Source organism: Curtobacterium sp. NPDC087080 (assembly GCF_044745105.1).
GTDB lineage: Bacteria > Actinomycetota > Actinomycetes > Actinomycetales > Microbacteriaceae > Curtobacterium.
The window spans coordinates 668,688-693,497 of sequence record NZ_JBIUZP010000001.1; the positions used below are offsets into that span (position 1 = coordinate 668,688).

The window sequence follows — 24,810 nt, forward strand, 5'->3', positions numbered from 1 at the left end:
TCACGGGGGCGCTCCTCCTGGGAACGCCCCCGTGGGCCGACGCCGGTGTTACTTGGAGAGGGTCGCGTAGCGGAACTTGTACGAGGAATCGAGGGTCAGGCCCTTGACGTCCTTGCCCGCGACCGCGACGGACTTGCCCTGCAGGAGCGGCAGCGTCGAGATCTGCGATGCCTCGCGCTCCTGTGCCTGCTCGATCAGGTCCGCACGCTTGTCCTTGTCGGACTCCTGCTGCTCCTCGGAGATGAGCTTCTGGATCTCCGCGTCGTCGTAGTGGTTCTGCACGAAGTTGTCCTTCGTGAAGAACGGCGACAGGTAGTTGTCGGCGTCCGAGAAGTCCGGGAACCAGCCCAGCTGGTACACCGGGTAGGCGTCCTTGGTGCGCTCCTGCGCGTAGGTCGTGTAGACCGTCGACTGGATGTTCACGGTGAACAGGCCCGAGTTCTCGAGCTGCGTCTTGAGCTCGGCGTACTCGTCATCCGAGGTCGAACCGTAGTGGTCCGGCGCGTACTGGATGTCGAGCTGCACCTTGCCGGACACGCCCGCCTTCGACAGGGTCTCCTTCGCCTTGTCGACGTCGGGGCCGCCGCTGCCGTTGCCGTACATCTCCTCGAAGGGCTTCGCGGCACCCGTCAGGCCGTCCGGCACCATCGAGTAGAGCGGCGAGTACGTGTTGTTGTACACGTCCTTCGCGATCTTCTCGCGGTCGACGACGTCCGCGACGGCCTCGCGCACGGCGAGGGCCTTCGCCTCGTCCGCGTCGGACTGGCTCGCGCCGAACGGCTGCGTGTTGAAGTTGAAGACCAGGTAGCGGATCTCGCCGCCGGGGCCGTCGTACACCTTGACGGAGTCGTCCTTGCGGAGGTCCGCGATGTCGGTCGGCGTCAGCGAGCGGTACGCCACGTCGACGTCGCCCTTCTGCACGGCGAGCTTGAGGTCGGTCTCCTTGGTGTAGTAGCTGGCGGTGACCGCGTCGGTCTTCGCCTTGCCCAGGAGCCCGTCGTAGTTCGGGTTCGCCTTGTACTGGATCGTGTCGTTCTCCTTGTACGAGGTGATCTCGTACTGCCCGGCGAACGCGTTGCCCTTGACGATGTCCGCCGCCGACGTGAGCTTGTCGGCGGAGAAGACCTGCTCGTCGACGATCGGACCGGCGGGGCTCGAGAGCACCTGCGGCCAGGTCTGGTCGGCGTGGTCGAGGTTGAACACGACCGTCGTGTCGTCCGGGGTGTCGATGCTCTTGAGGTTGGCGAGCAGGGACTGCGGGCCGTTCTCGTTGTTGATCTTCAGCTCGCGCTCGAACGAGAACTTCACGTCGCTCGAGGTCAGGTCGTGACCGTTTGCGAACTTCAGCCCGCTCTTGAGCTTCACCGTGTACGTGGTGTCGTTCGTGAACTCGCCGCTCTCGGCGATGTCCGGCTTCACGTCGGGGCTGCCGACCGGGGTGTTCATCAGGAAGGGGAACACCTGGTTCTGGACGGCGAAGGAGCCGTTGTCGTAGGACCCGGCCGGGTCGAGGGACGTGACCTTGTCGGTCGTCCCGATGCTCAGGCCGTTCAGTTCGGTGTCGGAGACGCTGCTGCTCGCGCAGCCGGTGAGCACCAGCGCCGTCGCTGCCACTCCGGCGCCGAGCGCGATGCCGCGCCTACCCCACTTGGTCACGGATGCCATGTCCGCTCTCTCTCTTGTTGGTTCGCAAGGGGTTCGCGGCGGGCGGTCGATCGCTGTGAGGCCCGCCGGGAACGCTCATTGGTACCACCCTGACACGGAACTCCACGATTCGAGGGACATTTGTTTACACCCTTGTAATGCGCGATCGGGCCGCGTGACGCATGATGCGCGCGTCGCCGTGCGGCGTGTCGCGCAGAAATGTTGCGTGGTGCAACGCGGGCGTCAGGGCGGGCCGCTGCGGGTTACCCGGTGTGCCTGGCTCGACCCGGGTGCGCCGAGCGGGCAAGATCCGTCACGCTCGACGCCTCCGCCCGACGCCTCGCACCCGCGCGCCGGCACGCACGCGGCGTGTCCTGCCCGCTCAGCGTCCGTCGGCCGCGGCGCAGGAGGCCGTGCACGAGTTGCGGTCGCACGACATGCCGCTCAGTTCGAGTCGCAGCGGCGAGTCGTGCGACCAGGACGACCGCGCGCGGCACGTCGTGCGACCCGAACGAGCGGCCGGCGGCGGCGTGCCGAGCGGGCAAGATCTGTCACCATCGACGCCTCCGCCCGACGCCTCGCACCCGCGCGCCGGCACGCACGCGGCGTGTCCTGCCCGCTCAGCGCCCGAAGGCCAAGGCGGGCTGCCGGTCGCCGAGCGGGTCGCCGAGCGGGCCGCCGAGCGGGCGAGATCTGTCACGCTCGACCTCCCCGGTCGACACGTCCCACCCGCCCGACGTCACACGCGCGGCGTGTCCTGCCCGCTCGGCGCCCGTCGAGGGTGCTCGCGTCCTGGTCGCACGACCTGCCGCTCAGTTCGAGTCGCGGCGGCGAGTCGTGCAACCAGATCGACCGCACTCGGCAAGTCGCGCGACGATGAGGGACAGCACGATCGGCCGGGCGACGACCCGCACTCAGCCCTGCGCTGCCGCCTCGGCGTCGGCGCGGAGTCGCATCCGCTGCGCGTCGATGTCGACGAGCTGGCGCTGGATCTCCGAGCGCCGGTCGGCCTGCTCGTAGGGATCGGCGCGCTGCAACTGCCCGAGCAGCGACGCCTTGCGGGCGAGCAGGTCACGCTCGACCAGGGCCACGACGATGCTCCGTGCGTACAGCGCGAGGTCCTCGTCGGTGCGCGCGGGGATCGGCGCGAGTGCGAGCTCCTGCACGAGACCGCGGAACGGCGCCGGCACGTCCTGGAGCAACCGGTCGAGCCAGTTGGCCGCACCGATGGAGTCGAGGTTCGCCACGACGGCGTCCCGAACCACGGACAGCATCGGTGCCGAGAAGGTCGCCCCGGCCGCGAGCCCGAGCAACGGCACGCCGACGTGCACCGGTTGCTGCACCATCGCCATCACGGCGTCCCGCTCCATGCGGGTGATCGGGTCGTTCGGCAGGAGTCGGAGCCCGGCCACGGGTTCCTCGGGCGGGGTGACCAGCTCGCCGCCCGGACCTGCCTGCCCGACGGGGACGGAGCTGTGCGTCCGGTCTGGTTGCGTCGCCCCCGAGCGCTGGCGTGCGGCGTCGACCGCTCGACGAACCTCGGGGATGTCGACCCCGAGCCACTTCGCGGTCTCGCGGACGTACGCGCTGGCGAGGGTGCGGTCGCGGATCCCGGCGACGACGGGTGCGGCGTCACGCAGTCCGGACACCCGCCCCTCCGCCGTCTCGATGTCGTGCGCGGCGAGGCGACGCCGGATGATGAACTCGAACATCGGTCGCTTCGACTCGATCAGCCGCTCGACGGCGGCGTCACCCCGTGCCAGCCGGAGGTCGCACGGGTCGAGACCACCGGGCGCGACCGCCACGTAGGTCTGGGACGCGAACCGGCTCTCCTCGGCGAAGGCTCGGGCGGCCGCGCGCTGCCCGGCCTCGTCCGGGTCGAAGGTGAAGACGATGTCGCCGAGCTGCGAGAGGTGGGCGTTCGCGGAGTCCCCCAGCATCGGCCGGAGCACCTTGATGTGGTCGACGCCGAACGAGGTCCCGCACGTCGCGACCGCGGTCGTCACGCCGGCGAGGTGGCATGCCATCACGTCGGTGTACCCCTCGACGATCACGACCTGCTTGCCCTTCGCGATGTCCTTCCGGGCGAGGTCGAGTCCGTAGAGCACCTGGCTCTTGTGGTAGATCGGCGTCTCCGGGGTGTTGAGGTACTTCGGGCCCTTGTCGTCGTCGAGCAGCCGGCGCGCGCCGAACCCGATCGTCGCGCCGGTGACGTCGCGGATCGGCCACACGAGCCGGCCGCGGAACCGGTCGTAGGGCGAGCGGTCGCCCTGGCCCGCGAGCCCCGCCGCGAGGATCTCGTCCATCGAGAAGCCGCGGCTGCGCAGGTGCTCGCGCGTGGCGTCGTACGACTGTGGGGCGAACCCCACACCGAAGTGCTGTGCCGCCGCAGGGTCGAAGCCGCGCTCCCCCAGGAAGCGTCGTGCTGGTTCGGCCGCCGCCGAGGTGAGCTGCGACTGGTAGAACTCGAGCGCTGCCTCGTTCGCGGCGATCAGCCGCGCGCGCTGGTTGTAGTCGGTGCGGGGGCCGTCGCCCTCTTCGTAGTGGAGCGTGAAGCCGATCTTCGCGGCCATCCGCTCGACGGCTTCCTGGAAGGTGGTGTGGTCCATCTTGATGATGAACTCGAAGACGTCGCCGTCCTCGCCGCACCCGAAGCAGTGGTACCGGCCGACCTGCGGGCGCACGTGGAAGGACGGGGAACGCTCGTCGTGGAACGGGCAGAGCCCCTTGAGCGATCCGACGCCCGCCGACTTCAGCGTGACGTGGTCACCGACGACATCCGCGATGTTGACACGCGAGCGGACCTCGTCGATGTCGTTCCGCGCGATCCTGCCAGCCACCCCTCGATCCTAGTTCGTGCGGCTGGCACCGGAGGACGGTCCGCGTCCGCCTGTGGAGAGCACCCCGGCCGGGAGGCGCGGTGCAGGACCAGCACGCGTCCCACCTCGGTCGGTGGTCACGTCGACACGCGCGGCGGCCGGGCCGTCGCGCGCGACACCGGGGTCACCACGCGATGTGCGTCGTCTCCCGGTCTCCCACCACGAGCCGCTTGTGCCACGCCAACGCCCCCTGGTCGGTCAGGCTCGCGACCTGGTCGACCACGGCACGGAGCCGCCCGGCATCGTCGGACGCCGCACGCCAGTCCGCCGCGAACCCCGGCTCGAGGTCGGCACTCCCCGTCGCCGCGAGTGCGTCGAGGAGCTCGGTGAGCACCCGCCGCTGGTCCTCGTACACGGGCTGACGGTCACCCTGGGTCATCACGAACGCGGCAACGATGCCCTTGAGCACCGCGATCTCCCCGATGATCTCCGGCGGGGTCACGACCGAGGCGGCGAAGCGCACGAGCGACCCCGACGCGTAGGACTCCCGCGTCGCGGCGGTTGCCGTCCGGGCGAACCGGCCGATCAGCTGCGAGGTCAGGTTCTTCAGCCGCGCCATGTCCCGGCGCGACCCGTCGTACGAGGTCATCCACAGCGGCAGCGACCGGAGCCGGTCGAACGCCTCGAGCAGCTCGTCGCGGCTGAGGTCCGACCCGACCCAGGCGTGCATGGCGGTCACGATGTCGTTCTCGCCGACCCGGTCGCCGAGCGCCGCCACGTCGATGAAGCCCGCGACGACGGCGTCCTCGAAGTCGTGCACCGAGTAGGCGATGTCGTCCGACAGGTCCATGACCTGCGCCTCGATGCACCGCTGCCGACGGGGAGCCCCGCGACGGAGCCACTCGAAGGCGTCGTGGTCGTCGTCGTAGAACCCGAACTTCGTCCGACCGGAGGACGCCTCGGCGACGCCCTGCGCCGCGGGCCACGGGTACTTGCAGCTCGCATCGAGCGACGCCCGGGTCAGGTTGAGCCCGTACGGCCGGTCGTCATCGGGTCCGTCCCCGTAGACCTTCGGCTCGAGGCGGGTCAGCAGTCGCAGCGTCTGCGCGTTGCCCTCGAACCCGCCGATGTCCGCCGCCCATGCGTTCACCGCGGTCTCGCCGTTGTGCCCGAACGGCGGGTGCCCGATGTCGTGCGCCAGGCAGGCCGTGTCGACGACGTCGGGGTCGAGCCCGAGCGAGTCGGCGAGCTCGCGCCCGACCTGCGCGACCTCGAGTGAGTGCGTCAGGCGGTTCCGGGCGAAGTCGAGTCCGGTCGTCGGACTGAGCACCTGGGTCTTCGCGGCCAGACGCCGGAGCGCGCTCGAGTGCAGCAGACGAGCACGGTCGCGGGCGAAGTCGGACCGGCGGTTGCCGTGGGTCTCGGGCAGCCAGCGCTCGGCGTCGGCGGGCCCGTACGAGGCGGTGGCGCTCATCCGCCGCTGTGGTGCAGCTCGGCGGCGGCGAGGACCTTGCGGAACTCGGCGTCGACGTCGCGCGACTCGAGCCAGCGGTCCGGCAGCGCCGTGCGCTTCGGGTGTCCAGCGCGACCACGCGGGCCCTCGACGTCGGCACCCGGGTACGGCGCCGACCAGTCGAGCTGCCCGAGCAGGTCGTCGATCTCCTGCAGGCTCGACGCCATCGAGAGCGCCGAGCGCACGTCGCCGCCGATCGGGTACCCCTTGAAGTACCAGGACACGTGCTTCCGGGCGTCGCGGCACCCGTGGTCCTCGGACCCGAAGAACTCGACGAGCAGCTCGGTGTGGCGACGGAACGCGGTCGCGACGTCGCCGAGCGAGGGCATCGCGCGGACGTCCTCACCCCGGAACGCCGCCGCCAGGTCGCCGAACAGCCACGGCCGTCCCAAGCACCCGCGACCGACCACTACGCCGTCGCAGCCGGTCTCGTCGACCATCCGCAGGGCGTCGGCGGCGGACCAGATGTCGCCGTTGCCGAGCACGGGGATGTCCGTGATCGTCTCCTTCAGCGTGGCGATCGCCGACCAGTCCGCGTGGCCCGAGTAGTGCTCGTTCGCGGTGCGGGCGTGCAGCGAGACCGCCGCGACGCCGGCATCGCGGGCGATGCGCGCCGCGTCGAGGTAGGTCAGGTGGTCGGCGTCGATGCCCTTGCGCATCTTCACCGTCACCGGGACGTCACCGGCGGCCTTGACGGTCTTCTCGACGAGGTCCTTGAAGAGGTCGGTCTTCCACGGCAGGGCCGCTCCCCCGCCCTTCCGCGTGACCTTGGGCACCGGGCACCCGAAGTTGAGGTCGATGTGGTCGGCGCGGTCCTCGCCCACCAGGATCGTCGCGGCCTCGGCCACGGTGTTCGGCTCGACACCGTACAGCTGGATCGACCGCGGGGTCTCCGACTCGTGGTGCTGGATGAGCTGCATCGAGACGGGCGTGCGTTCGACCAGCGCCCGCGAGGTGATCATCTCGCAGACGTAGAGACCAGCGCCGTACTCGCGGCAGAGCCGGCGGTAGGCCATGTTCGTGATGCCCGCCATCGGGGCGAGCACGACCGGCGCCTCGACCTCGATGGGGCCGATGCGCAGGGGCTTCGCCGTGCGGGGCGCCGTGCTGGACGTGTCGGTGATCGTCATACGTGCTCCATTCTCCCATGCCGGTTCCGCGCCGGTAGCGTTCTCCACATGACCGACTCCGCCATCGCCCGGTTCGACGCCGACGCCGCAGCCCGGGGCCTGTCCGTGGACGTCGTCGAGCGTCCCGCGGCCGACTCCCTCGAGGGCGCCGCGGCCCTGCTCGGCATCGAACCCGGCGACATCGTGAAGACGCTCGTGGTCAAGCGTCACGACGGTGGCTTCCTGCTCGCGCTGGTGCCGGGCGGCCGCAGCATCGCCTGGAAGAAGCTCCGCACCGTCGTCGGCGTCAACAAGCTCTCGATGCCCGACGCAGCCACCGCGCTCGAGGCCTCGGGCTACGAGCGCGGCACGATCACGCCGATCGGCGCGACCGGCGACCTGCCGGTGTACGCAGACGAGCGCGTCCTCGGCCGACGCATCGCGCTCGGTGCCGGTCGCCACGGTGCGAGTGCCTTCGTCGACGGCGACGCGCTCGTCGCCGCCTACGACGCGACCGTCGCCGACATCACCGACGAGGAACCCGTCCGCTAGCGGACGCTCAGTCGGGGACCTCGGTCCAGTCGCCCTCCGCGCCGGGGACGAAGCAGCTGTCGCCGTCGCAGACCGGCGCACCGCCGGGCGTGACGAGCGTGAGCAGGGTGGGTCGCGCCTCCAGACCGTCGGCCTGGAGGCTCGGCCCGACCGGTCCGGTCGTCGTCGCGCCCGTCACCGGGTCACCCCCGCATCCGCGGCCGCGTCGTCCGCCGCACGCTGCTCCTGCTCGGCGAGCTCCTCGGGGGTGGTCTCGCGCAGCGCGACCACCTGGCGGAGCACCTGCTCGAAGGCCGTCGGGTCCTGGGCGCCGGAGACGCCGTACTTGCCGTCGATGACGAAGAACGGCACGCCGTTGATGCCGAACGCCTGCGCCTGGGCCTGGTCGGCACGGACGGCGGCGAGCTGGGCGTCGTCCCGCAGGGTCGCCAGGACCTCGTCGCGGTCGAGTCCGATCGATGCGCCGAGGTCGGCCAGCGACTCGTCCTGCCCGACGTGCTCGCCGCGCTCGAAGTAGGCGGTGAACAGCCGCTCGACCATCTCGAGCTGCTTGCCGTGCTGCTTCGCCAGGTGGATGACCTGGTGGGCCTTGACGGTGTTCGTGTGGCGCAGCGCGTCGTAGTCGTAGTGCAGTCCGACGGACGAGGCGATGCCGGCGACCTGGTCGATCATCTGCTGCGCCCGGTCGACCGGCAGGCCCTTGTGCTGCGACAGGAACTCGGCCTCGGTGCCCTCGAAGTCGACGGGGGTGTCCGGGCTCAGTTCGAAGGAGTGGTACTCGACCTCGACCGGCTGGGCCTCGGGCGACGAGGCGAACGCGGCGACGCCGGCCTCGAACTTCCGCTTGCCGATGTAGCACCAGGGGCACGCGATGTCCGACCAGACATCGACCTTCACAGACTCGTTCACACGGGGTGCAAGCACGCCGCGCGCGTGCGCATTCCCGCGGCTGCGCGCCGTGCGCCGTGCACTGTGCGGGATGCACAGCGCCTCGTGCGCCGTGCGCCGTGCACAACGGAAGGCACCCCGAACCACGCGGTTCCGTGGTTCGGGGTGCCTTCAGGTGTGCAGCGGCAGCTCGCGCCGGCGATCGTCGGCCGCAACCGCAACCGGCAGCGGCCGCGGCAGCGCGCTACGCGCCGAGCAGCCGCTGCGCGAGGTAGCCCTGCAGCTGGTCGAGCGCGACGCGCTCCTGCGACATCGTGTCGCGCTCACGCACGGTCACGGCCTTGTCGTCGAGCGTGTCGAAGTCGACCGTGATGCAGAACGGCGTGCCGATCTCGTCGTGGCGACGGTAGCGACGACCGATCGCACCGGCGTCGTCGAAGTCGACGTTCCAGTACTTGCGCAGGTCGTCGGCGAGCCCGCGCGCCACCGGCGACAGCTGCTCGTTGCGGGAGAGCGGCAGCACCGCGGCCTTGACGGGTGCCAGGCGCGGGTCGAGGCGCAGCACCGTGCGCTTGTCGACGCCGCCCTTCGCGTTCGGGGCCTCGTCCTCGTGGTAGGCGTCGAGCAGGAACGCCATGAGCGCACGCGTCAGACCGAACGACGGCTCGATGACGTACGGCACGTACTTCTCGTTCGCGGCCTGATCGAAGAAGCGGAGGTCCTTGCCCGACGACTCGATGTGGTTGTTCAGGTCGAAGTCGGTGCGGTTCGCGACGCCCATGAGCTCGCCCCACTCGGACCCGGCGAAGCCGAAGCGGTACTCGATGTCCGCGGTGGCGTCCGAGTAGTGCGCACGCTCGCCGTCCGGCACGTCGAAGCGGCGGAGGTTCTCGGGGTCGATCCCGAGGTCGGTGAAGAACGCGACCGCATCGGCGATCCACTGCTCGTAGTGCGTGTCGACGTCGGCCGGCGGCACGAAGTACTCGATCTCCATCTGCTCGAACTCACGCGTGCGGAAGATGAAGTTGCCGGGCGTGATCTCGTTGCGGAACGCCTTGCCGACCTGGCCGATGCCGAACGGGGGCTTCATGCGGCTCGTGGTGACGACCTGCGCGAAGTCGACGAAGATGCCCTGCGCGGTCTCCGGGCGGAGGAAGTTCAGCCCCTCCTCGGACTCGACCGGGCCGAGGTAGGTCTTGAGCATGCCGGAGAACTCGCGCGGCTCGGTCCACTCACCTCGGGTGCCGCAGTTCGGGCACGGCACCTCGGCCATGCCGCCCTCGGGCGCTCGACCCTTCTTCGCCTCGAACGCCTCGAGCAGGTGGTCCTCGCGGAATCGGTGGTGGCAGTGCAGGCACTCGACGAGCGGGTCGGTGAAGGTCGCGACGTGGCCGGAGGCCTCCCACACCTTGCGGGGCAGGATCACGGCGGAGTCGAGGCCGACCATGTCGCCGCGGCCGCGGACGAACCGCTGCCACCACTGGCGCTTGATGTTCTCCTTGAGCTCGACACCGAGGGGCCCGTAGTCCCACGCGGAGCGGGATCCGCCGTAGATCTCCCCCGACTGGAACACGAAGCCACGGCCCTTGGCCAGGGCGATGACGCTGTCGAGACGGGAGGGCTGTGCCAAGAGGTGCTCCTAGGTCGCCGAGCTGGGTGCTCGGTTCGGTGACGGACCCGGCAATCGTACCGGCCTCACGACCGTCACCGGTCGGGAGGCGCCACACCGGTGGACGGATCCGTCACCCCACGGGACGGAAGCCGTCCACCCCACGGAGCACCTCGACGACACGCGTCACGTCGTCCTCGTCGTTCCACAGGTGGAACGCCAGGCGCAGCCGTCCCGCGCGGCCGCTCGCGGTCACCCCAGCAGCGGTGAACGCGGCGAGCGCCGCCCCGTCACCGTCCGGGAACGTCGTGATCGCCTGCCCGCTCCGGGGTGACCCGAGTGCGTCCGCGAGGCGGTCCGTGAGACCGGTCGCGTGCCTCCAGGCCGATGCCGCGTCGACGGACGCGAGGTGCCGCAGGGCGGCGACCGCCCCGGGCCACGCCTGCCAGGCCGGGGACACGTCGAAGCGGCGGGCGTCGGTGGCGAGCCGCATGGTCGGGCCGTAGCACGAGGACCACACGTCCTCGCCCGCGTACCAGCCGGCCTGCACGGGGCGGATGCGCTCGAGCGCGGCGTCGGAGACCGTGGCGAAGGCGACCCCGCGGGGCGCGCACAACCACTTGTAGGCGTGCGTCACCGTGACGTCGACGGCAGCGGCGGACACCGGGAGGACCCCGGCGGCCTGCGTCAGGTCGCAGAGGGTGAGGGCCCCGACCGCGTGCGCGGCCTCGACGACCGGCTGCGGGTCGGTCACGACACCGGTCGCGGACTGCACCGCGGACCAGGCGACCAGGGCGGTGCCGGGTCGCACAGCATCGGCGAGGCGGTCGATCGGGACGCTGCGGACCGTGACGCCGCGGTGCGCCTGCACGAGGAACGGGAAGACGATCGACGAGAAGTCGCCCTCGGGGACGACGACCTCGGCCCCGTCCGGCAGCGACGCGGCGACGACCGCCACCATCGCCGAGGTCTGCGAGCCGGTGGCCACCCGGTTCGGGCTGACGCCGACGATGCCCGCGAAGAGCGCGCGGCCCTCCTCGACCAGGGCGCCGTAGGTGACGGGCGAGGTCTCGGCGTGCGCCCACGCGTCGAGGTCCGCCCGCTGCGCGGCCAGCGTGCCGAGCGTGGGGAGCCCGGCGGTGCACGCGGCGAGGTAGCCCGATCCGTCCACGAAGGAGTCCATGCATCCAGGCTCCGACGACCGCGTCCATCACGCCAGAGCAGGCTTCTTCGGGGTCCCATAACATCGAGTTGTGGAGACGATCGACCCGCAGCTGCTCCGGGTCCTGCTCGCCGTGCGGGACGCCGGCTCGATCAGTCGCGCTGCCGCGGCGCTCGGCTACAGCCAGCCCGCCGTCAGTCAGCTGCTCACCCGCGCCGAACAACGGCTCGGGCACGACCTCGTGCTCAGGGGCGGTCGCGGCGCGACGCTGACCGAGTCCGGACGGGTGCTCGCCGACCACGCCCTGCACGTCGAGGCGGCGCTGGCCGCGGCGCGCGAGGACCTCGACGCCGTCGGGGGCCTCGCCCGTGGTCGGGTGCGGCTCGCCGGCTTCCCGAGCGCGTCGTCGACCCTCGTTCCGCCGGTGCTCGCGGCGCTGGCGGCGGACAGCCCCGGCGTCGTGACGTCGTACGTCGAGGCCGAGCCGCCCGAGGCCGTCGACCTGCTCCGACGCGGGGAGGTCGACGTCGCGCTGACGTTCTCGCACCCGATGCAGGACGACCCGGGGACCGATCCGACCCTGACGACGCGCGCACTCGGACGGGACCCGCTCGCGCTCGTCACCGCCGTCGGCGACGGGCAGCCCGACGGACGGACTGCCGACCTCGCCGCGTTCCGGGACGCACGGTGGATCGGCGGGTGTCCCCGCTGCCGCGGCCACCTGCTCGCATCGTGCGCCGCCTCCGGCTTCACACCGGAGATCGTGCTCGAGACCGACAACGCGGCGGCGGTCGTCGGGCTCGTCGCGGCCGGCCTCGGCGTCGCGCTGCTGCCCCGGCTCGCGCTCTCGACCACCGTCGTGCCGCCGGGGGTCGCGGTCACACCGGCCGACGACGCGCTGGCGCGCCGTGTCGAGGTCGTCGTCGCCCGCGGCGCGGACCGGGTCCCGAGCGTGCGGGCCGCGCTCGACGCGGTGCGCGGGGTGACGGGCCTGCTCGCCTGACCGGCACATGACGGACGGGAGGCTCCTCGCGGCGCCGCCCCGCGCCTCCCGTCAGGCGGTGGGTGCGTCGACCGCGCCACCGTAGCGTCGGTCGCGGCGCGCGTACTCCTCGATCGCCCCCCAGAGGTCGGTCCGCCGGAAGTCCGGCCAGAGCCGGTCGAGGAACACCATCTCGGCGTACGCCGACTGCCACAGCATGAAGTTCGACGTGCGCTGCTCGCCCGAGCTCCGCAGGAACAGGTCGACGTCCGGCAGCTCGGGCACGTACAGCCGCTTGGCCAACGCCTTCTCGGTCACCTGACTCGGCTTCATCCGCCCGGCGGCGACGTCCTCGGCCATGCCCCGTACCGCGTCGACGATCTCGTTCCGCCCGCCGTAGTTGACGCACATCGTCAGGGTGCAGACCTCGTTGTCGGCGGTCATCCGCTCGGCGGTCTGCAGCTCGTCGATGACGCTCCGCCAGAGCCGTGGTCGCCGGCCCGCCCACCGCACCCGCACACCCCACGCGTGCAGTTGGTCACGACGGCGGTGGATGACCTCGCGGTTGAAGCCCATCAGGAAGCGGACCTCCTCCGGCGAACGCTTCCAGTTCTCGGTCGAGAAGGCGTACGCCGAGACGTGCTTGACGCCGATCTGGATCGCACCGGCGACGACGTCGAGCAGCGAGGCCTCGCCGGCCTTGTGCCCCTCGACCCGGGTGAGGCCGCGCTGGTTCGCCCACCGGCCGTTGCCGTCCATGACGATCGCCACGTGCTCCGGGACGAACTGCGCCGGGATCGCCGGCGGCTGCTCCCCCGTCCAGTCGACGGGTCGCAGCCCCTCGGACACGGCTTCGGACGCAGACCGGCGTGGGCTCATGCAGGGGTTCCTTCGTGGTGGGACGGGACGGGGACGGCGGGCGCCGGGGTCGCGGCCACCGCTGCCGGCACGCCGCCAGGGGTCGGAGCGACCGGTGCGGGGTGCTCGCTGCGGTCGACGTGTGGCAGTGACCGGAGCGATCGTTCCAGGTGCCACTGGGCGTACGCCGCCACCACGCCGGAGGCCCGCGACCGCGTCCGTTCGTCGCAGGCGTCGACGGTCGACCAGTCCCCCGCGAGCAGCGCGCCGAGCAGGCCGAGCGTATCGGTGTCGAGGCGGGGCGTCCCGGGAGGCGCGGCCCGGTCGGCGACCACCCCGCCGAGCTGCACGACGAAGGCGGTGTGCGGGCCGGGCTCCCCGGTCACAGCACAGTCGCCGAACGACGGCGCCCAGCCCGCGATGCTCATCGCCCGCAGCAGGTACGAGTCGAGCGTGGCACTGACCACGTGCTCCCGACGCGACAGCGAACGGAGGGCTCCGACGAGCAACAGGTACTGCTGGAGTCCGGCGTCCGCCTCGCTCAACCGGTCGGCCGTCTCGACCATCGCGCTGGCAGCGGTGTAGGCGCCGTAGTCGGTCACGATCTGGGCACCGTACGAGCCGAGGCTCTCGGCCTGCGTGACGATGTCGAGCGATCGGCCCTCGTAGAACTGCGCGTCCACGACCATAAAGGGTTCGAGCCGGGAGCCGAACTTCGACGCCGTGCGCCGCACCCCCTTGGCCACCGCCCGGATCTTGCCGTGCTGCCGGGACAGCATCGTGACGATGCGGTCGGCCTCGCCGAGCTTGTGGGTGCGCAGCACGACGCACTCGTCCCGGTACAGCGGCATGGTCCCAGTATCCCCCGCGCCGCCGACAGCCGGCGGCGCGCGGCGGTGGTGCTCGTTCCGCGCGTGGGAGACCGTTCCGCGCGTGGGAGGCCGTTCCGCGCGTGGGAGGCCGTTCCGCGCGTGGGAGGCCGCGACTTCCGTCCTCCCTTGCGCGATCCGTCCTCCCATCTCGGGTGTGATGGGTCGGAACGCCCCGGGCGGCGGCGGGCGCGGCGAGCCTCGGCGCCCATGATCGGCGGCAGCACACGGACGGGAGGCGCGGTGCGGGTCGGACCCGCACCGCGCCTCCCGTCAGGGTGCGGTCCTACGCCGTGACCAGCTCCGGCGTGCCGGTCGCGGCCCCGGCGCGCACCGCGCGGTTCACCGCGGAGACGATCGCCTTGAGCGACGCGGTCGCGATGTCGGCGTCGATGCCGACGCCCCACAGTCGCGTCCCGTCGACGTCGAGCTCGACGTACGCCGCCGCCTTGGCGTCACCGGAGGCGCTCATCGTGTGCTCCGAGTAGTCGTACAGCGTGACCGCGACGCCCTGCTCCCGCATCACGGTGAGGAACGCGTCCACCGGACCGGTACCCACGGCGTCGGCGGTGACGGCGCTCTCGTCGACGCGCATCGCGACACTGAGCTTCGTCGTGCCGTCGAAGTCGCTCGACGTCGCCGTCTTCGTGATCTCGTAGCGGCCCCACTTGTCCGACTCGTCGTCGGCGGGCAGGTACTCGTCGCGGAACAGGTCCCAGATGCGCTCGGACGAGAACTCGCCGCCCTCGGTGTCGGTGCGTTGCTGCACCACGCCGGAGAACTCGATCTGCAGCTTGCGGGGCAGGTCGATGGCGTGGTCCGTCTTGAGCAGGTACGCGACACCGCCCTTGCCGGACTGCGAGTTCACGCGGATGACGGCCTCGTACGACCGGCCGATGTCCTTCGGGTCGACGGGCAGGTACGGCACCGCCCAGGCGATGTCGTCGACGGACTTCCCCGCGGCGGAGGCCTTCGCCTTCATCGCCTCGAAGCCCTTGTTGATGGCGTCCTGGTGCGAGCCGCTGAACGCCGTGTAGACGAGGTCGCCGGCCCACGGCTGCCGCTCGGGCACCGGCAGCTGGTTGCAGTACTCGACGGTGCGCTTGACCTGGTCGATGTCCGAGAAGTCGATCTCCGGGTCGATGCCCTGCGTGAACAGGTTCATGCCCAGCGCGACGAGGTCGACGTTGCCGGTGCGCTCCCCGTTGCCGAACAGGCAGCCCTCGATGCGGTCGGCTCCTGCCATGTAGCCGAGCTCGGCGGCGGCGACGGCGGTGCCGCGGTCGTTGTGCGGGTGCAGCGACAGGATGACGTCCTCGCGGTGGTCGAGGTTGCGCGACATCCACTCGATGGAGTCGGCGTACACGTTCGGGGTCGCCATCTCGACCGTCGCGGGCAGGTTGATGATCACCTTGCGATCGGGCGTGGGCTCGAACACCTCGAGCACGGCGTTGCAGATGCGGACTGCGACCTCGAGCTCGGTGCCCGTGTACGACTCCGGCGAGTACTCGTAGAACACCTGCGTGCCGTGCTGCAGTCGGGCCTCGGCAGCCTTGCACATCCGGGCTCCCGCGACCGCGATGTCGACGACGCCCTGGACGTCGGTGCGGAACACGACCTCGCGCTGGACGATCGACGTCGAGTTGTAGAGGTGCACGATGGCCTGCTTCGCGCCGTCGATCGCCTCGTAGGTGCGGTCGATCAGGTGCTCGCGCGCCTGGGTCAGCACCTGGATCGTGACGTCCTCCGGGATCGCGCCGTCGTCGATGAGCGACCGCACGAAGTCGAAGTCGGTCTGTGACGCGCTCGGGAAGCCGACCTCGATCTCCTTGTAGCCCATGCGGACGAGCAGGTCGAACATGGCGCGCTTGCGCTCGGCGTCCATCGGGTCGATCAGGGCCTGGTTGCCGTCGCGGAGGTCGACGGCGCACCACCGCGGGGCACGGTCGATGCGCTTCGTCGGCCACGTGCGGTCGGGCAGGTCGACGCGGATCTGCTCGTGGAAGGGGACGTACTTGTGGATCGGCATCCCGGAGGGGCGCTGGGTGTTCTGCATGATCGTCGCTTTCGTCGTCTCGCCGGCATCGGCGCTGTGGGGGCCACGACGGACTCCGCGACGAGGTGGGCCGTGTGTCAGGCCTCGTCGCGGCAGCGAAGGAGGAGGAGCGCCGAGTACATCGCTGCCACCGTAGCACTGGTACACCAGCACGGTGCAAGTGGATGACGCCCCGGCGCTCCCCCGCTCGTGTCCGCTCAGTCGACGGCGAGCGCCTCCGTCGGGGACACCCGCATGGCTCGCCGGACCGGTGCCACCGTGGCGACGACCGCGAGCACGAGGGCTCCGACGACCACGACCGCGACGGTCGCCGGTGGCAGGACGGGGGTGACGACGGTCCCGAGCGAGCCGAGCATCGTCTGCCCGCCGACCCATCCGTAGAGCGTGCCGAGGACGAGCCCGGTGACGACCGCCGCGACGACCATCTGCACGGCCTCGGTCACGATCATGCGACGGACCTGCGCTCCGGTGAGCCCGAGGACACGCAGCAGACCGAGCTCACGGCGTCGCTGGAGCACGCCGAGCGCCAGCGCGTTCACGACCCCCACCGCGGCGATGACGGCGGAGAACCCGACGATCACGCTCACCACGGTGTTCAGCTGGACGAAGAAGTCCCGCTGGGCCTGGACCGCGTCCGCCGGCAGGGACCCGTCGCCCATCGCCGACATCTGCGTCTCGACCACGTGCTGCATGATCCCGAGCGCGACCGCGAAGGTGACCAGCAGCGTCACGCCGATGACCAGCCCGATCGTCGCCCTGGACGACCGACCGGGGGCGCGCATCGCGTTCCGGCCGGCGAGCAGGACGACCGGGTCGCGTGACCCGATCCGGCCGATGAGCTGCAGGACCGGCGGCATCACGATCGTGGCGCCGACCGCGACCCCGGCGAACGAGACGAAGCCGCCGAGCGCCGCCGGCAGCACCGCGGCGGGCGTCGCGGCGCTGAGCACGAGCCCGAGTACCATCAGCAGCGCGCCTGCCGTCATGAGCAGGACTGCCCAGACCCGGCGTGCCCGGCCCGAACGGACGTCGTCGTGGCTCGGTTCGACCGTGGAGGACAACGCCTGCAGCGGCGTGACCGTGAGCACCCGACGCGACCCGGCCGCGAACGCACCCCAGGTCGCGAGGACGACGGCGACGAACGGCAGCGCGAGCTCCCACGGGACCAGCGTGTACGTCGTGTCCGGCAGGAACCCGTCTCGACGCAGCACGGTGACGAAGAGCGCGGACAGTCCGGTGCCGACGACGGTCCCGACGACACCGCCGACCGCTCCGACGAGGAGTCCCGTGCGGGTGGTCCTGGCACGCAGGCCGGCACCCGTCGCTCCGATCAGCCGCTGCAGCGCGATCGTGCGGGTCTGTCCGGCGATGATCGTGGCACAGGTGTTCGCCGTGACGATCGCGCCGACGTACAGCGCGATGCCGAGGAAGAGCCACCCGACGACGGACAGGATCGCCCGCACGGGTGCCAGGTCGTCGAGCCCCGTGGCCCCCATCGCCTGCGTGACGATGCCGGGGGCGATGACGAGGGCGGACCCGAACGTCGTGCCGAGTGCGGCGACGAGGACCGTCGGGGCGAACGTGCGCAGGCCGGTCACGCGGCTGCCTCCATCCCGAGCATCGTCGCCGAGATCTCGGCGGCGCTCATCGCCGGGCGGTCGTCGACGATGCGTCCGTCCGCCAGGAAGAGGATGCGGTCGGCGTTCGCGGCCGCGGTCGGGTCGTGCGTCACCATCACGACGCTCTGCCCCCACTCCTGCACCGCGCCGCGGAGGATCGCGAGGACGTCGCGCCCGGTGCGGGAGTCGAGGGCACCCGTCGGCTCGTCCGCGACGACCACGGCAGGACGCGAGGCGAGCGCGCGGGCGATCGCGACGCGCTGCTGCTGCCCACCGGAGAGTTGGTGCGGCCGGTGCGTCAGACGATCGCCGAGGCCGAGGAGGTCGACGAGCCGGTCGATCCAGGCCGACTCGTCGCGGCTCGGCTGCTGCCCGCCGAGCAGGAACGGCAGCCGGATGTTCTCGCGCACGTCGAGCGTCGGGACGAGGTTGAACGACTGGAACACGAAGCCGAGTCGGCGCCGCCGCAGCTCGGTGAGCTCCCGGTCACCGAGACCGGTGACGTCCACACCGTCGATGGTGATGCGCCCGGTGCTCACGGAGTCGAGCCCCGCGGCGACGTGCATCAGCGTCGACTTGCCGGAGCCCGACGGCCCCATCACCGCGGTGAACTCGCCCGCGCCGATGTCGACACTGACGTCGTCGAGCGCGGTGACACGCCGCGCCGCGTCACCGTAGTGCTTGGAGACGTGGTCGAGCCGGATGATCGGGGTCTGGTTGGTGGTCATGCTCCGAGCTTCGCGCCCGGGAGGCTCGCCCCGCGTCCGTCGCGCGGCTCCTGTGGATGGTCCGCTCGGCTCGTCGTGCTGTGGAGGGGTCATCCTGTCGGATGACGGCGAATCCGCCGGTGGTCGGCGGTGTCACTCGGCCTTCGGCACCAGCCCGTGCTCGTGCGCGAACACGACGAGCCGGACGCGGTCGCGCAGGTCCAGCTTCGTGAGCACCCGTGAGATGTGCGTCTTGACCGTCGCCTCGCTGACGTACTCGTGCTGCGCGATCTCGCTGTTGCTGTAGCCGCGCGCCGCGAGGTCGAAGATCTCCCGCTCGCGCGGCGTCAGCTCGGCGAAGGCGGCCGGCACGGCGGCGGCCTGCGACGCACTGTCGTCGTACCGGCGGAGGAGCTCGCGGGTGGCCGACGCGGCGAACACGGCGGTGCCGGCGTGCACGGTCCGGACCGCGGCGAGCAGGAACTCCGGGTCGGCGTCCTTGAGCACGAAGCCGCTCGCGCCGGCTCGGATCGCCTTCGCCGCGGCCTCGTCGAAGTCGAACGTGGTGAGCACGAGGACCTTCGCGGCGTCCGCTCCGCCCTGCTCGACGATGCGCGCCGTCGCCGTGATGCCGTCCATCACCGGCATGCGGACGTCCATGAGCACGACATCGGCCCCGGTACGGCGGACGAGCTCGGCCCCTTCGGCCCCGTCGCCGGCCTCGCCGACGAACTGCAGGTCGGGCTGCGAGTCGATGAGCATCCGGATCCCGGTGCGGAAGAGCGCCTGGTCGTCGACGAGGGCGACCCGGATCGGGCTGCCGGTCGGCTGGGACGTGGTCATCTGGTGCGCTCCTGCTCCATCTGGGTGATGCGGCCGCGGGGGAACTGGCCGCTCCCGGGGACCGTCGGCATGCGGACGGCCACCGCGAAGTCGTCGCCACGCGGCCCCGCCGTCATCGACCCGCCGGTCATCGCGACGCGCTCGCGCATCCCCACGAGCCCGTGGCCGGTCCCGGGGCCGCGCGTGCCGTCGTCGGCCATCCGGTTGATGACCGTGATCTCGACGGTGTCGGGTCGGTAGGTCAGCGAGGCGTGGACCGGCGTCCCGCCCTCGCCGTGCTTCCACGCGTTCGTCAGGCTCTCCTGCACGATGCGGTACACGGCGAGCTGGGTGGTGGTGGGCAGGCCGGTCGGGTCGCCCTCCCGGTCCACCCGGACGTCCAGGCCGACCTCGCGCATCTCGGCCACGAGCACGTCGAGGTCGGCTGCCTCGGGCGTCGGGACCGTCCCCTGCTCGTGCCGCAGGGCACCGAGCAGTTCACGGACGTCACCCAGGGCACTGCGCGCGGTGCTCGAGATGGTGGCGAGCGCCTGGTCGGCGATCGCCGGGTCGGCCTTCGCGGCGTACCGGGCGCCGTCCGCCTGCGCGATCACGACGGCGAGCGAGTGGGCCACGATGTCGTGCATGTCGCGGGCGATCCGCACGCGTTCCTGCTCGACCGCGACGGCACGGTCGGCCCGGGCCGCGTCGCGTTCGGCGACGAGCTGGGCCTCGCGGCTCATGCTGGCCGACCGGCGCGCACGGCGGACGAGGCCGGCGAGCCACGGGAGCAGGAGCAGGAGCAGGACGGCGGCGAACGTCGCCACCACGACCTGCAGGGTCTCGAGCGCGGGCGTCGAGGCAGTGTCGATGCCGGAGCGGCGCTGGTAGTCCTGCAGGCCGATGTACCCCGCCGCGACGAACGATCCGCCGACGGCGGACAGGAGCCCGGCGATGCGCACGCGGCGGCTGCCGTAGGCGCTGGTGGTGAAGAGGACACCGGCGAGCAGCACGTTCGACGGATCGGGTTGCGTCTGGCCGCTCGCCATCTCGAACACCGCGACGACCCAGGACAGCGCCAGCGCCAACCCCGGTGAGAGACGACGGATCGCGAGCGCCCCGCTCAGTCCGACGACGGTCACCAGCCACAGGGGCGACTGGTCGACCGAGACGCGCAGGAGCACCAGCAGGACACCGAGCAGCACCGCCGCGGTGACGTCGGTGACGAGCTGCGCGCGCAGCATGGGACGGAACACCACCCCACGGTACGACCAGACCGGGGCGCGCGCGTCCGACCAGGGGATGACCCGGATCAGAAGCCCAGGCGGCCGAGCTGCTTCGGGTCGCGCTGCCACTCCTTGGCGACCTTCACGCGGATGTTCAGGTACACGTGGCGCCCGCCGAGCAGCGACTCGATCTCGGTGCGTGCCCGGGACCCGACGTCCTTCAGCCGCTCGCCGCCCCGTCCGATGACGATCGCCTTCTGGCTGTCGCGCTCGACGAACAGGTTCGCGAAGATGCGCAGCGGTCCGTCCGGGTCGTCGTCCTCGTCGGGCTCGACGACGTCCTCGATCACGACCGCGAGCGAGTGCGGCAGCTCGTCGCGCACGCCCTCGAGCGCGGCCTCGCGGACGAGCTCGGCGATGCGGTCCTCGTCGGTCTCCTCGGTCACGGTCGACGCGTCGTAGAGCTGCGGCGACTCGGGCAGCATTTTCGTGATCTCGCCGAGCAGGACCTCGAGCTGGATCCCCTTCGTCCCCGAGGTGGGCACGATGGCGTCCCAGTCGCGGAGCTGCGACACGGCGAGGAGCTGCTCCCCGACGCGGTCCTTCGGAGTGCGGTCGATCTTCGTGACGATCGCGATCTTCTTCGCCCGCGGGTACTGGTCGAGCGACTCGTTGATGAACTTGTCGCCCGGGCCGATCGGCTCGTTCGCGGGGACGCAGAACCCGATCACGTCGACGTCGCCGAGCGTCGACTGCACGAGGTCGTTCAGCCGCTCGCCGAGCAGGGTGCGGGGTCGATGCACCCCGGGGGTGTCGACGATGATGACCTGGCCGTCGGGGCGGTGCACGATGCCCCGGATGGCTCGGCGGGTGGTCTGCGGCTTCGACGAGGTGATCGCGACCTTCTCGCCCACCAGGGCGTTGGTCAGCGTCGACTTGCCGACGTTCGGGCGTCCCACGAAGGAGACGAAGCCCGCGCGGTACGGCTGCGCCGTGGTGTCGGTGTCGGCGTCCGCGAGGGTGCCGTTGTCGGGTTCGTGCTCGGTCATGCGTTCGGTGTTCCCGTCGTGCTCGGAGTGGTGTCGTCGAGGGCGTCCTCGGCGTCCTGGAGAGCGGTGCTCCGCTCGGCCAGGACGGTGATCAGGTGGCGGCGCTTGCCCTCGACCCGGTCGGCCGTGAGCTCGACGCGGGAGACGGTGACCTGCTCGCCGCGGACCGGGAGCCGGCCGAGCTCCTTCGTCAGCAGGCCGCCGGCGGTGTCGACGTCGTCGTCCTCGAGCTCGATGCCGAACAGGTCGCCGAGCTCGTCGATCGGCATCCGGGCGGAGATGCGCCAGACGCCGGGGCCGACCTCGGTGCGGTCGACCACGGTGCGGTCGTACTCGTCGGAGATGTCGCCGACGAGTTCCTCGATGAGGTCCTCCATCGTGACGAGTCCGGCGACGCCGCCGTACTCGTCGACCACGAGGACCAGGTGGTTCTTCGCGACCTGCATGTGCCGAAGGGTGTCGTCCGCCGGCTTGGACTCGGGGACGAACTCGGCCGGGCGCAGCAGCGTCGTGACCGGTTCCCGCTCGCTGCCCGGCTGCTCGTACAGCGCCCGCGAGACGTCGCGCAGGTAGAGCACGCCGAGCACGTCGTCGCTGTCCTTGCCGGTCACGGGCATCCGTGACACACCGGCGACCAGGAAGCGCTCCATCCCGGCTGCCAGGGTCGCCTCGGCGTCGACGGTGAGCATGTCCGTGCGGGGCACCATGACCTCGCGCACCAGGGTGTCGCTGAACTCGAAGACCGAGTGGATGAGCTCGCGGTCGTCCTGCTCGAGGACGTTGCTCTCGGTCGCCTCGTCGACGAGCGACAGCAGCTGCTCCTCGCTCGAGACCGTCGACGCACTGCGACCCCGTCCGGGTGTGACGCGGTCGCCGATCGCCACGAGCAGCCCCGCGAGCGGCCCGAGCACGATGCGGACGGCGCGCACGAGGCCGCCGGTGGCCCCGATGAGGCGCTCGGCGTGGGCGCGCCCCACGCTGCGCGGGCTGGACCCGACGAGCACGAACGACACGGCGGTCATGATCGCGGCCGAGACGACCAGGGCCACCCACCAGGTGTCGAACACCGTGACGAGCGCGATCGTCACGAGCACCGCGGCGGCGGTCTCGGCGAGCACCCGCACGAAGTTCAGCGCGTTGACGTGCGCGCCGACGTCGTCGGCGACCGCCTCGATCGCGCGACGGTTCCGGCTGCCGCGCGCGATCTCGTCGAGGTCGGCGCGGGAGAGCACGGTCAGCGCGGCGTCGGACGCGGCGAGCAGCCCGCCGACGACGACCAGGACGAACGCCGCCGCGAGCAGGACGGCGACGAGCACCATCAGGTCACCGCCCGCGACGCTGCGCCGCGAAGGCGGAGAGGATCTCGCCCTGCAGCCCGAACATCTCGGCCTTCTCCTCCGGCTCGGCGTGGTCGAAGCCGAGCAGGTGGAGGATGCCGTGGCACGTGAGCAGCAGCATCTCGTCGGTCGTGGTGTGTCCGGCGGTCTTCGCCTGCTCGGCGGCGACCTGCGGGCACACGACGATGTCCCCGAGCAGCCCGACCGGGGTCGGCGCGTCCTCGGTCCCGGGGCGGAGTTCGTCCATCGGGAAGCTCAGGACGTCCGTCGGCCCCGGCTCGTCCATCCAGCGGACGTGCAGCTGTTCCATCGCGCCCTCGTCGACCAGCACGATCGCGAGCTCCGCGTCCGCGTGGACGTGCAGCGCGTCGAGCGCGAAGGCGGCGAGGCGCTGGATCGCCTGCTCGTCGACCTCGACGCCGGACTCGTTGTTGAGCTCGATGCTCACCGGTTGCCTCCTCGGGCGTCGTCCTGCGGGTACGGGGACTGCTGGCGGTCCTGCGGCGGGCGTCCGCGGCGCTCGGCCCGGTTCGCCCCGGCGGGGTTCCCCGTCGGCGCGGTCCCGCGGCCTCCGGGTCGGTGCCCGGCCTGTTCCGCGAGTCGTTCCTCGTCGTACACGGTGTAGGCGTCGACGATCCGTCCGACCAGCGTGTGGCGGACGACGTCCTCGCTGCCGAGCCGGGCGAAGTGGATGTCGTCGACGTCGCCCAGGATCCGGGTGACGAGCCGGAGACCCGAGAGGTTGCCGGGCAGGTCGACCTGGGTGATGTCGCCCGTGACGACCATCTTCGAGCCGAAGCCGAGACGCGTCAGGAACATCTTCATCTGCTCGGGCGTGGTGTTCTGCGCCTCGTCGAGGATCACGAACGAGTCGTTGAGGGTGCGGCCGCGCATGTACGCCAGCGGCGCCACCTCGACCGTGCCGGCTGCGAGCAGCTTCGGGACGAGCTCGGGGTCCATCATCTCGTTGAGCGCGTCGTACAGCGGGCGCAGGTACGGGTCGATCTTGTCGGTCAGGGTGCCCGGCAGGAACCCGAGCCGCTCCCCCGCCTCGACCGCGGGACGGGTCAGGATGATGCGCGTGACCTCGCGCCGCTGCAGCGCCTGGACGGCCTTCGCCATCGCGAGGTAGGTCTTGCCGGTGCCCGCCGGACCGATGCCGAACGTGATGGTGTGCTGGTCGATCGCGTTGACGTAGGCGCGCTGGCCGTCGGTCTTCGGGCGCACGGACTTGCCGCGACTCGAGACGATCGGCGTGCCGAAGGTGTCGGAGGGCTTGCGGTCCTCGTCGAGGATGCGCGCCGACGTCGGGATGTCGGCCGGGCCGATGTCCTGGCCGCGCTTCACCATGCCGACGAGCTCGTCGACGAGGGCGTGCGCGCGGGCGACGTCACGTTCGGCGCCGGTCAGCGACACCTCGTTCCCGCGGACGAGCACCCGGACCCCCGGGTACTGGCGTTCGACCGTCTTGAGCAGGCGGTCCTGCGGGCCGAGGAGCTGCACCATGGCGATGCCGTCGACCTGGATGTCGACGGTCACGTCGGACGGATCGGTCACGGGACGCGCCACGGGGCGGTCGGTCCCGGGCTGTGCGGGTTCGGGACGGACGGGTTCGTCAGCCGGCAAGGAGATTCCCTTCGTGCAGGTCACCTGCGAGGACGTGCGCGTGCACGTGGAACACGGTCTGACCGGCGGCTTCGCCGGTGTTGAAGACGAGACGGAACTGGCCGCCCGCACGCTCGTCGGCGATGCGACGAGCGGTGGCGACGACGTGTGCGAGCAGCTCCGGGTCGCCGGCCGCGAGCTCGGTGACGTCGCGGTACTGCTCGGTCTTGGGCACCACGAGCACGTGGACGGGTGCCTTGGGCGCGATGTCCTCGAACGCGATCACCCGGTCGTCCTCGGCGACGATGGTCGCCGGGATCTCGCGGGCGACGATCTTCGAGAAGACGCTCGGCTCGCTGCTGCTCATGGTGACCATCGTAGGAC

The 24,810-nt window shown here is 71.3% G+C and carries 22 protein-coding genes; 2 read left to right on the forward strand and 20 right to left on the reverse strand.

What is annotated here, in order from left to right; genetic code table 11:
• Positions 1-48: 48 nt before the first annotated feature.
• The 4 genes from ACIPEQ_RS03165 to dusB form a co-directional block, all read right to left on the reverse strand.
• Positions 49-1,665 (reverse strand): ABC transporter substrate-binding protein, encoded by a 1,617-nt coding sequence (locus ACIPEQ_RS03165; protein WP_402714023.1) that lies wholly within the window; start codon positions 1,663-1,665, stop codon positions 49-51.
• A gap of 893 nt (positions 1,666-2,558) precedes the next feature.
• Entirely contained in the window at positions 2,559-4,484 is a 1,926-nt protein-coding gene (gene dnaG, locus ACIPEQ_RS03170) for a DNA primase (protein ID WP_402714025.1), read from the reverse strand.
• Between the two features lie 163 nt (positions 4,485-4,647).
• On the reverse strand, positions 4,648-5,937 hold the full coding sequence (locus tag ACIPEQ_RS03175) for a deoxyguanosinetriphosphate triphosphohydrolase (RefSeq protein ID WP_402714027.1): 1,290 nt from the start codon (positions 5,935-5,937) through the stop codon (positions 4,648-4,650).
• Positions 5,934-7,106, reverse strand: coding sequence for a tRNA dihydrouridine synthase DusB (gene dusB, locus ACIPEQ_RS03180; protein ID WP_402714029.1), 1,173 nt, complete (start codon positions 7,104-7,106; stop codon positions 5,934-5,936). Before dusB ends, ACIPEQ_RS03175 begins: the two co-directional genes overlap by 4 nt.
• A gap of 48 nt (positions 7,107-7,154) precedes the next feature.
• Between dusB and ACIPEQ_RS03185 the strand changes: the two genes are divergently transcribed.
• Positions 7,155-7,637: a YbaK/EbsC family protein gene (locus ACIPEQ_RS03185; protein WP_209676855.1), complete on the forward strand. Its 483-nt coding sequence runs from the start codon at positions 7,155-7,157 to the stop codon at positions 7,635-7,637.
• Positions 7,638-7,644: 7 nt separating this feature from the next.
• Here ACIPEQ_RS03185 and ACIPEQ_RS03190 read toward each other — a convergent pair whose 3' ends face one another.
• From ACIPEQ_RS03190 to ACIPEQ_RS03205, 4 genes are all read right to left on the reverse strand, one after another.
• Positions 7,645-7,815, reverse strand: coding sequence for a hypothetical protein (locus tag ACIPEQ_RS03190; protein WP_402714031.1), 171 nt, complete (start codon positions 7,813-7,815; stop codon positions 7,645-7,647).
• Positions 7,812-8,546 (reverse strand): DsbA family protein, encoded by a 735-nt coding sequence (locus ACIPEQ_RS03195; protein ID WP_402714032.1) that lies wholly within the window; start codon positions 8,544-8,546, stop codon positions 7,812-7,814. Before ACIPEQ_RS03195 ends, ACIPEQ_RS03190 begins: the two co-directional genes overlap by 4 nt.
• Positions 8,547-8,769: 223 nt before the next feature.
• Positions 8,770-10,155, reverse strand: a complete 1,386-nt coding sequence (locus ACIPEQ_RS03200) for a glycine--tRNA ligase (protein WP_250367626.1) — start codon at positions 10,153-10,155, stop codon at positions 8,770-8,772.
• A 112-nt stretch (positions 10,156-10,267) separates the two neighbouring features.
• On the reverse strand, positions 10,268-11,317 hold the full coding sequence (locus tag ACIPEQ_RS03205) for an aminotransferase class V-fold PLP-dependent enzyme (RefSeq protein ID WP_402714033.1): 1,050 nt from the start codon (positions 11,315-11,317) through the stop codon (positions 10,268-10,270).
• Positions 11,318-11,387: 70 nt separating this feature from the next.
• Between ACIPEQ_RS03205 and ACIPEQ_RS03210 the strand changes: the two genes are divergently transcribed.
• Positions 11,388-12,299: a LysR family transcriptional regulator gene (locus tag ACIPEQ_RS03210; protein WP_402714034.1), complete on the forward strand. Its 912-nt coding sequence runs from the start codon at positions 11,388-11,390 to the stop codon at positions 12,297-12,299.
• A 51-nt stretch (positions 12,300-12,350) separates the two neighbouring features.
• Here the strand turns inward: ACIPEQ_RS03210 and ACIPEQ_RS03215 are convergent, their stop codons facing one another.
• The 12 genes from ACIPEQ_RS03215 to ACIPEQ_RS03270 form a co-directional block, all read right to left on the reverse strand.
• The gene (locus tag ACIPEQ_RS03215; RefSeq protein WP_402714035.1) at positions 12,351-13,157 is read right to left on the reverse strand and encodes an isoprenyl transferase; all 807 of its coding nucleotides are present in this window, start codon (positions 13,155-13,157) and stop codon (positions 12,351-12,353) included.
• A complete protein-coding gene (gene recO, locus ACIPEQ_RS03220) occupies positions 13,154-13,987 on the reverse strand; it encodes a DNA repair protein RecO (protein ID WP_402714036.1) in 834 nt (277 codons plus the stop codon). Before recO ends, ACIPEQ_RS03215 begins: the two co-directional genes overlap by 4 nt.
• Before the next feature lie 304 nt (positions 13,988-14,291).
• Positions 14,292-16,061: a 2-isopropylmalate synthase gene (gene leuA / locus ACIPEQ_RS03225; RefSeq protein WP_402714037.1), complete on the reverse strand. Its 1,770-nt coding sequence runs from the start codon at positions 16,059-16,061 to the stop codon at positions 14,292-14,294.
• A gap of 197 nt (positions 16,062-16,258) precedes the next feature.
• Positions 16,259-17,659: an FtsX-like permease family protein gene (locus tag ACIPEQ_RS03230; RefSeq protein WP_402714038.1), complete on the reverse strand. Its 1,401-nt coding sequence runs from the start codon at positions 17,657-17,659 to the stop codon at positions 16,259-16,261.
• Positions 17,656-18,408: an ABC transporter ATP-binding protein gene (locus ACIPEQ_RS03235; RefSeq protein ID WP_126891615.1), complete on the reverse strand. Its 753-nt coding sequence runs from the start codon at positions 18,406-18,408 to the stop codon at positions 17,656-17,658. Before ACIPEQ_RS03235 ends, ACIPEQ_RS03230 begins: the two co-directional genes overlap by 4 nt.
• Positions 18,409-18,540: 132 nt before the next feature.
• Positions 18,541-19,230: a response regulator gene (locus ACIPEQ_RS03240; RefSeq protein WP_402714039.1), complete on the reverse strand. Its 690-nt coding sequence runs from the start codon at positions 19,228-19,230 to the stop codon at positions 18,541-18,543.
• The gene (locus ACIPEQ_RS03245) at positions 19,227-20,465 is read right to left on the reverse strand and encodes a sensor histidine kinase (protein WP_402714040.1); all 1,239 of its coding nucleotides are present in this window, start codon (positions 20,463-20,465) and stop codon (positions 19,227-19,229) included. The genes ACIPEQ_RS03240 and ACIPEQ_RS03245 overlap by 4 nt, the downstream gene beginning before the upstream one ends.
• Positions 20,466-20,521: 56 nt before the next feature.
• Positions 20,522-21,484, reverse strand: coding sequence for a GTPase Era (era, locus tag ACIPEQ_RS03250; protein WP_402714041.1), 963 nt, complete (start codon positions 21,482-21,484; stop codon positions 20,522-20,524).
• The gene (locus ACIPEQ_RS03255; RefSeq protein WP_402714042.1) at positions 21,481-22,803 is read right to left on the reverse strand and encodes a hemolysin family protein; all 1,323 of its coding nucleotides are present in this window, start codon (positions 22,801-22,803) and stop codon (positions 21,481-21,483) included. The genes era and ACIPEQ_RS03255 overlap by 4 nt, the downstream gene beginning before the upstream one ends.
• 4 nt (positions 22,804-22,807) lie before the next feature.
• Positions 22,808-23,269, reverse strand: a complete 462-nt coding sequence (gene ybeY / locus ACIPEQ_RS03260) for an rRNA maturation RNase YbeY (protein ID WP_402714043.1) — start codon at positions 23,267-23,269, stop codon at positions 22,808-22,810.
• A complete protein-coding gene (locus tag ACIPEQ_RS03265) occupies positions 23,266-24,327 on the reverse strand; it encodes a PhoH family protein (RefSeq protein ID WP_402714212.1) in 1,062 nt (353 codons plus the stop codon). Before ACIPEQ_RS03265 ends, ybeY begins: the two co-directional genes overlap by 4 nt.
• 109 nt (positions 24,328-24,436) lie before the next feature.
• Positions 24,437-24,793 carry a histidine triad nucleotide-binding protein gene (locus ACIPEQ_RS03270; RefSeq protein WP_126891621.1) on the reverse strand — a complete coding sequence of 119 codons (357 nt, stop codon included), beginning with the start codon at positions 24,791-24,793 and terminating at the stop codon, positions 24,437-24,439.
• Between the last annotated feature and the right edge of the window lie 17 nt (positions 24,794-24,810).

What these genes read in the sequence shown, in the direction of transcription:
- ACIPEQ_RS03185 (WP_209676855.1), top strand. Translation starts at nt 7,155, where the DNA reads ATGACCGACTCCGCCATCGCCCGGTTCGACGCCGACGCCGCAGCCCGG.
- ACIPEQ_RS03215 (WP_402714035.1), bottom strand. Translation starts at nt 13,157, where the DNA reads ATGAGCCCACGCCGGTCTGCGTCCGAAGCCGTGTCCGAGGGGCTGCGA.
- era (WP_402714041.1), bottom strand. Translation starts at nt 21,484, where the DNA reads ATGACCGAGCACGAACCCGACAACGGCACCCTCGCGGACGCCGACACC.
- ACIPEQ_RS03270 (WP_126891621.1), bottom strand. Translation starts at nt 24,793, where the DNA reads ATGAGCAGCAGCGAGCCGAGCGTCTTCTCGAAGATCGTCGCCCGCGAG.
- ACIPEQ_RS03165 (WP_402714023.1), bottom strand. Translation starts at nt 1,665, where the DNA reads ATGGCATCCGTGACCAAGTGGGGTAGGCGCGGCATCGCGCTCGGCGCC.
- ACIPEQ_RS03265 (WP_402714212.1), bottom strand. Translation starts at nt 24,327, where the DNA reads ATGGTGCAGCTCCTCGGCCCGCAGGACCGCCTGCTCAAGACGGTCGAA.
- dusB (WP_402714029.1), bottom strand. Translation starts at nt 7,106, where the DNA reads ATGACGATCACCGACACGTCCAGCACGGCGCCCCGCACGGCGAAGCCC.
- ACIPEQ_RS03205 (WP_402714033.1), bottom strand. Translation starts at nt 11,317, where the DNA reads ATGGACTCCTTCGTGGACGGATCGGGCTACCTCGCCGCGTGCACCGCC.
- recO (WP_402714036.1), bottom strand. Translation starts at nt 13,987, where the DNA reads ATGCCGCTGTACCGGGACGAGTGCGTCGTGCTGCGCACCCACAAGCTC.
- ACIPEQ_RS03255 (WP_402714042.1), bottom strand. Translation starts at nt 22,803, where the DNA reads ATGGTGCTCGTCGCCGTCCTGCTCGCGGCGGCGTTCGTCCTGGTCGTC.
- ACIPEQ_RS03240 (WP_402714039.1), bottom strand. Translation starts at nt 19,230, where the DNA reads ATGACCACGTCCCAGCCGACCGGCAGCCCGATCCGGGTCGCCCTCGTC.
- ACIPEQ_RS03175 (WP_402714027.1), bottom strand. Translation starts at nt 5,937, where the DNA reads ATGAGCGCCACCGCCTCGTACGGGCCCGCCGACGCCGAGCGCTGGCTG.
- leuA (WP_402714037.1), bottom strand. Translation starts at nt 16,061, where the DNA reads ATGCAGAACACCCAGCGCCCCTCCGGGATGCCGATCCACAAGTACGTC.
- ACIPEQ_RS03235 (WP_126891615.1), bottom strand. Translation starts at nt 18,408, where the DNA reads ATGACCACCAACCAGACCCCGATCATCCGGCTCGACCACGTCTCCAAG.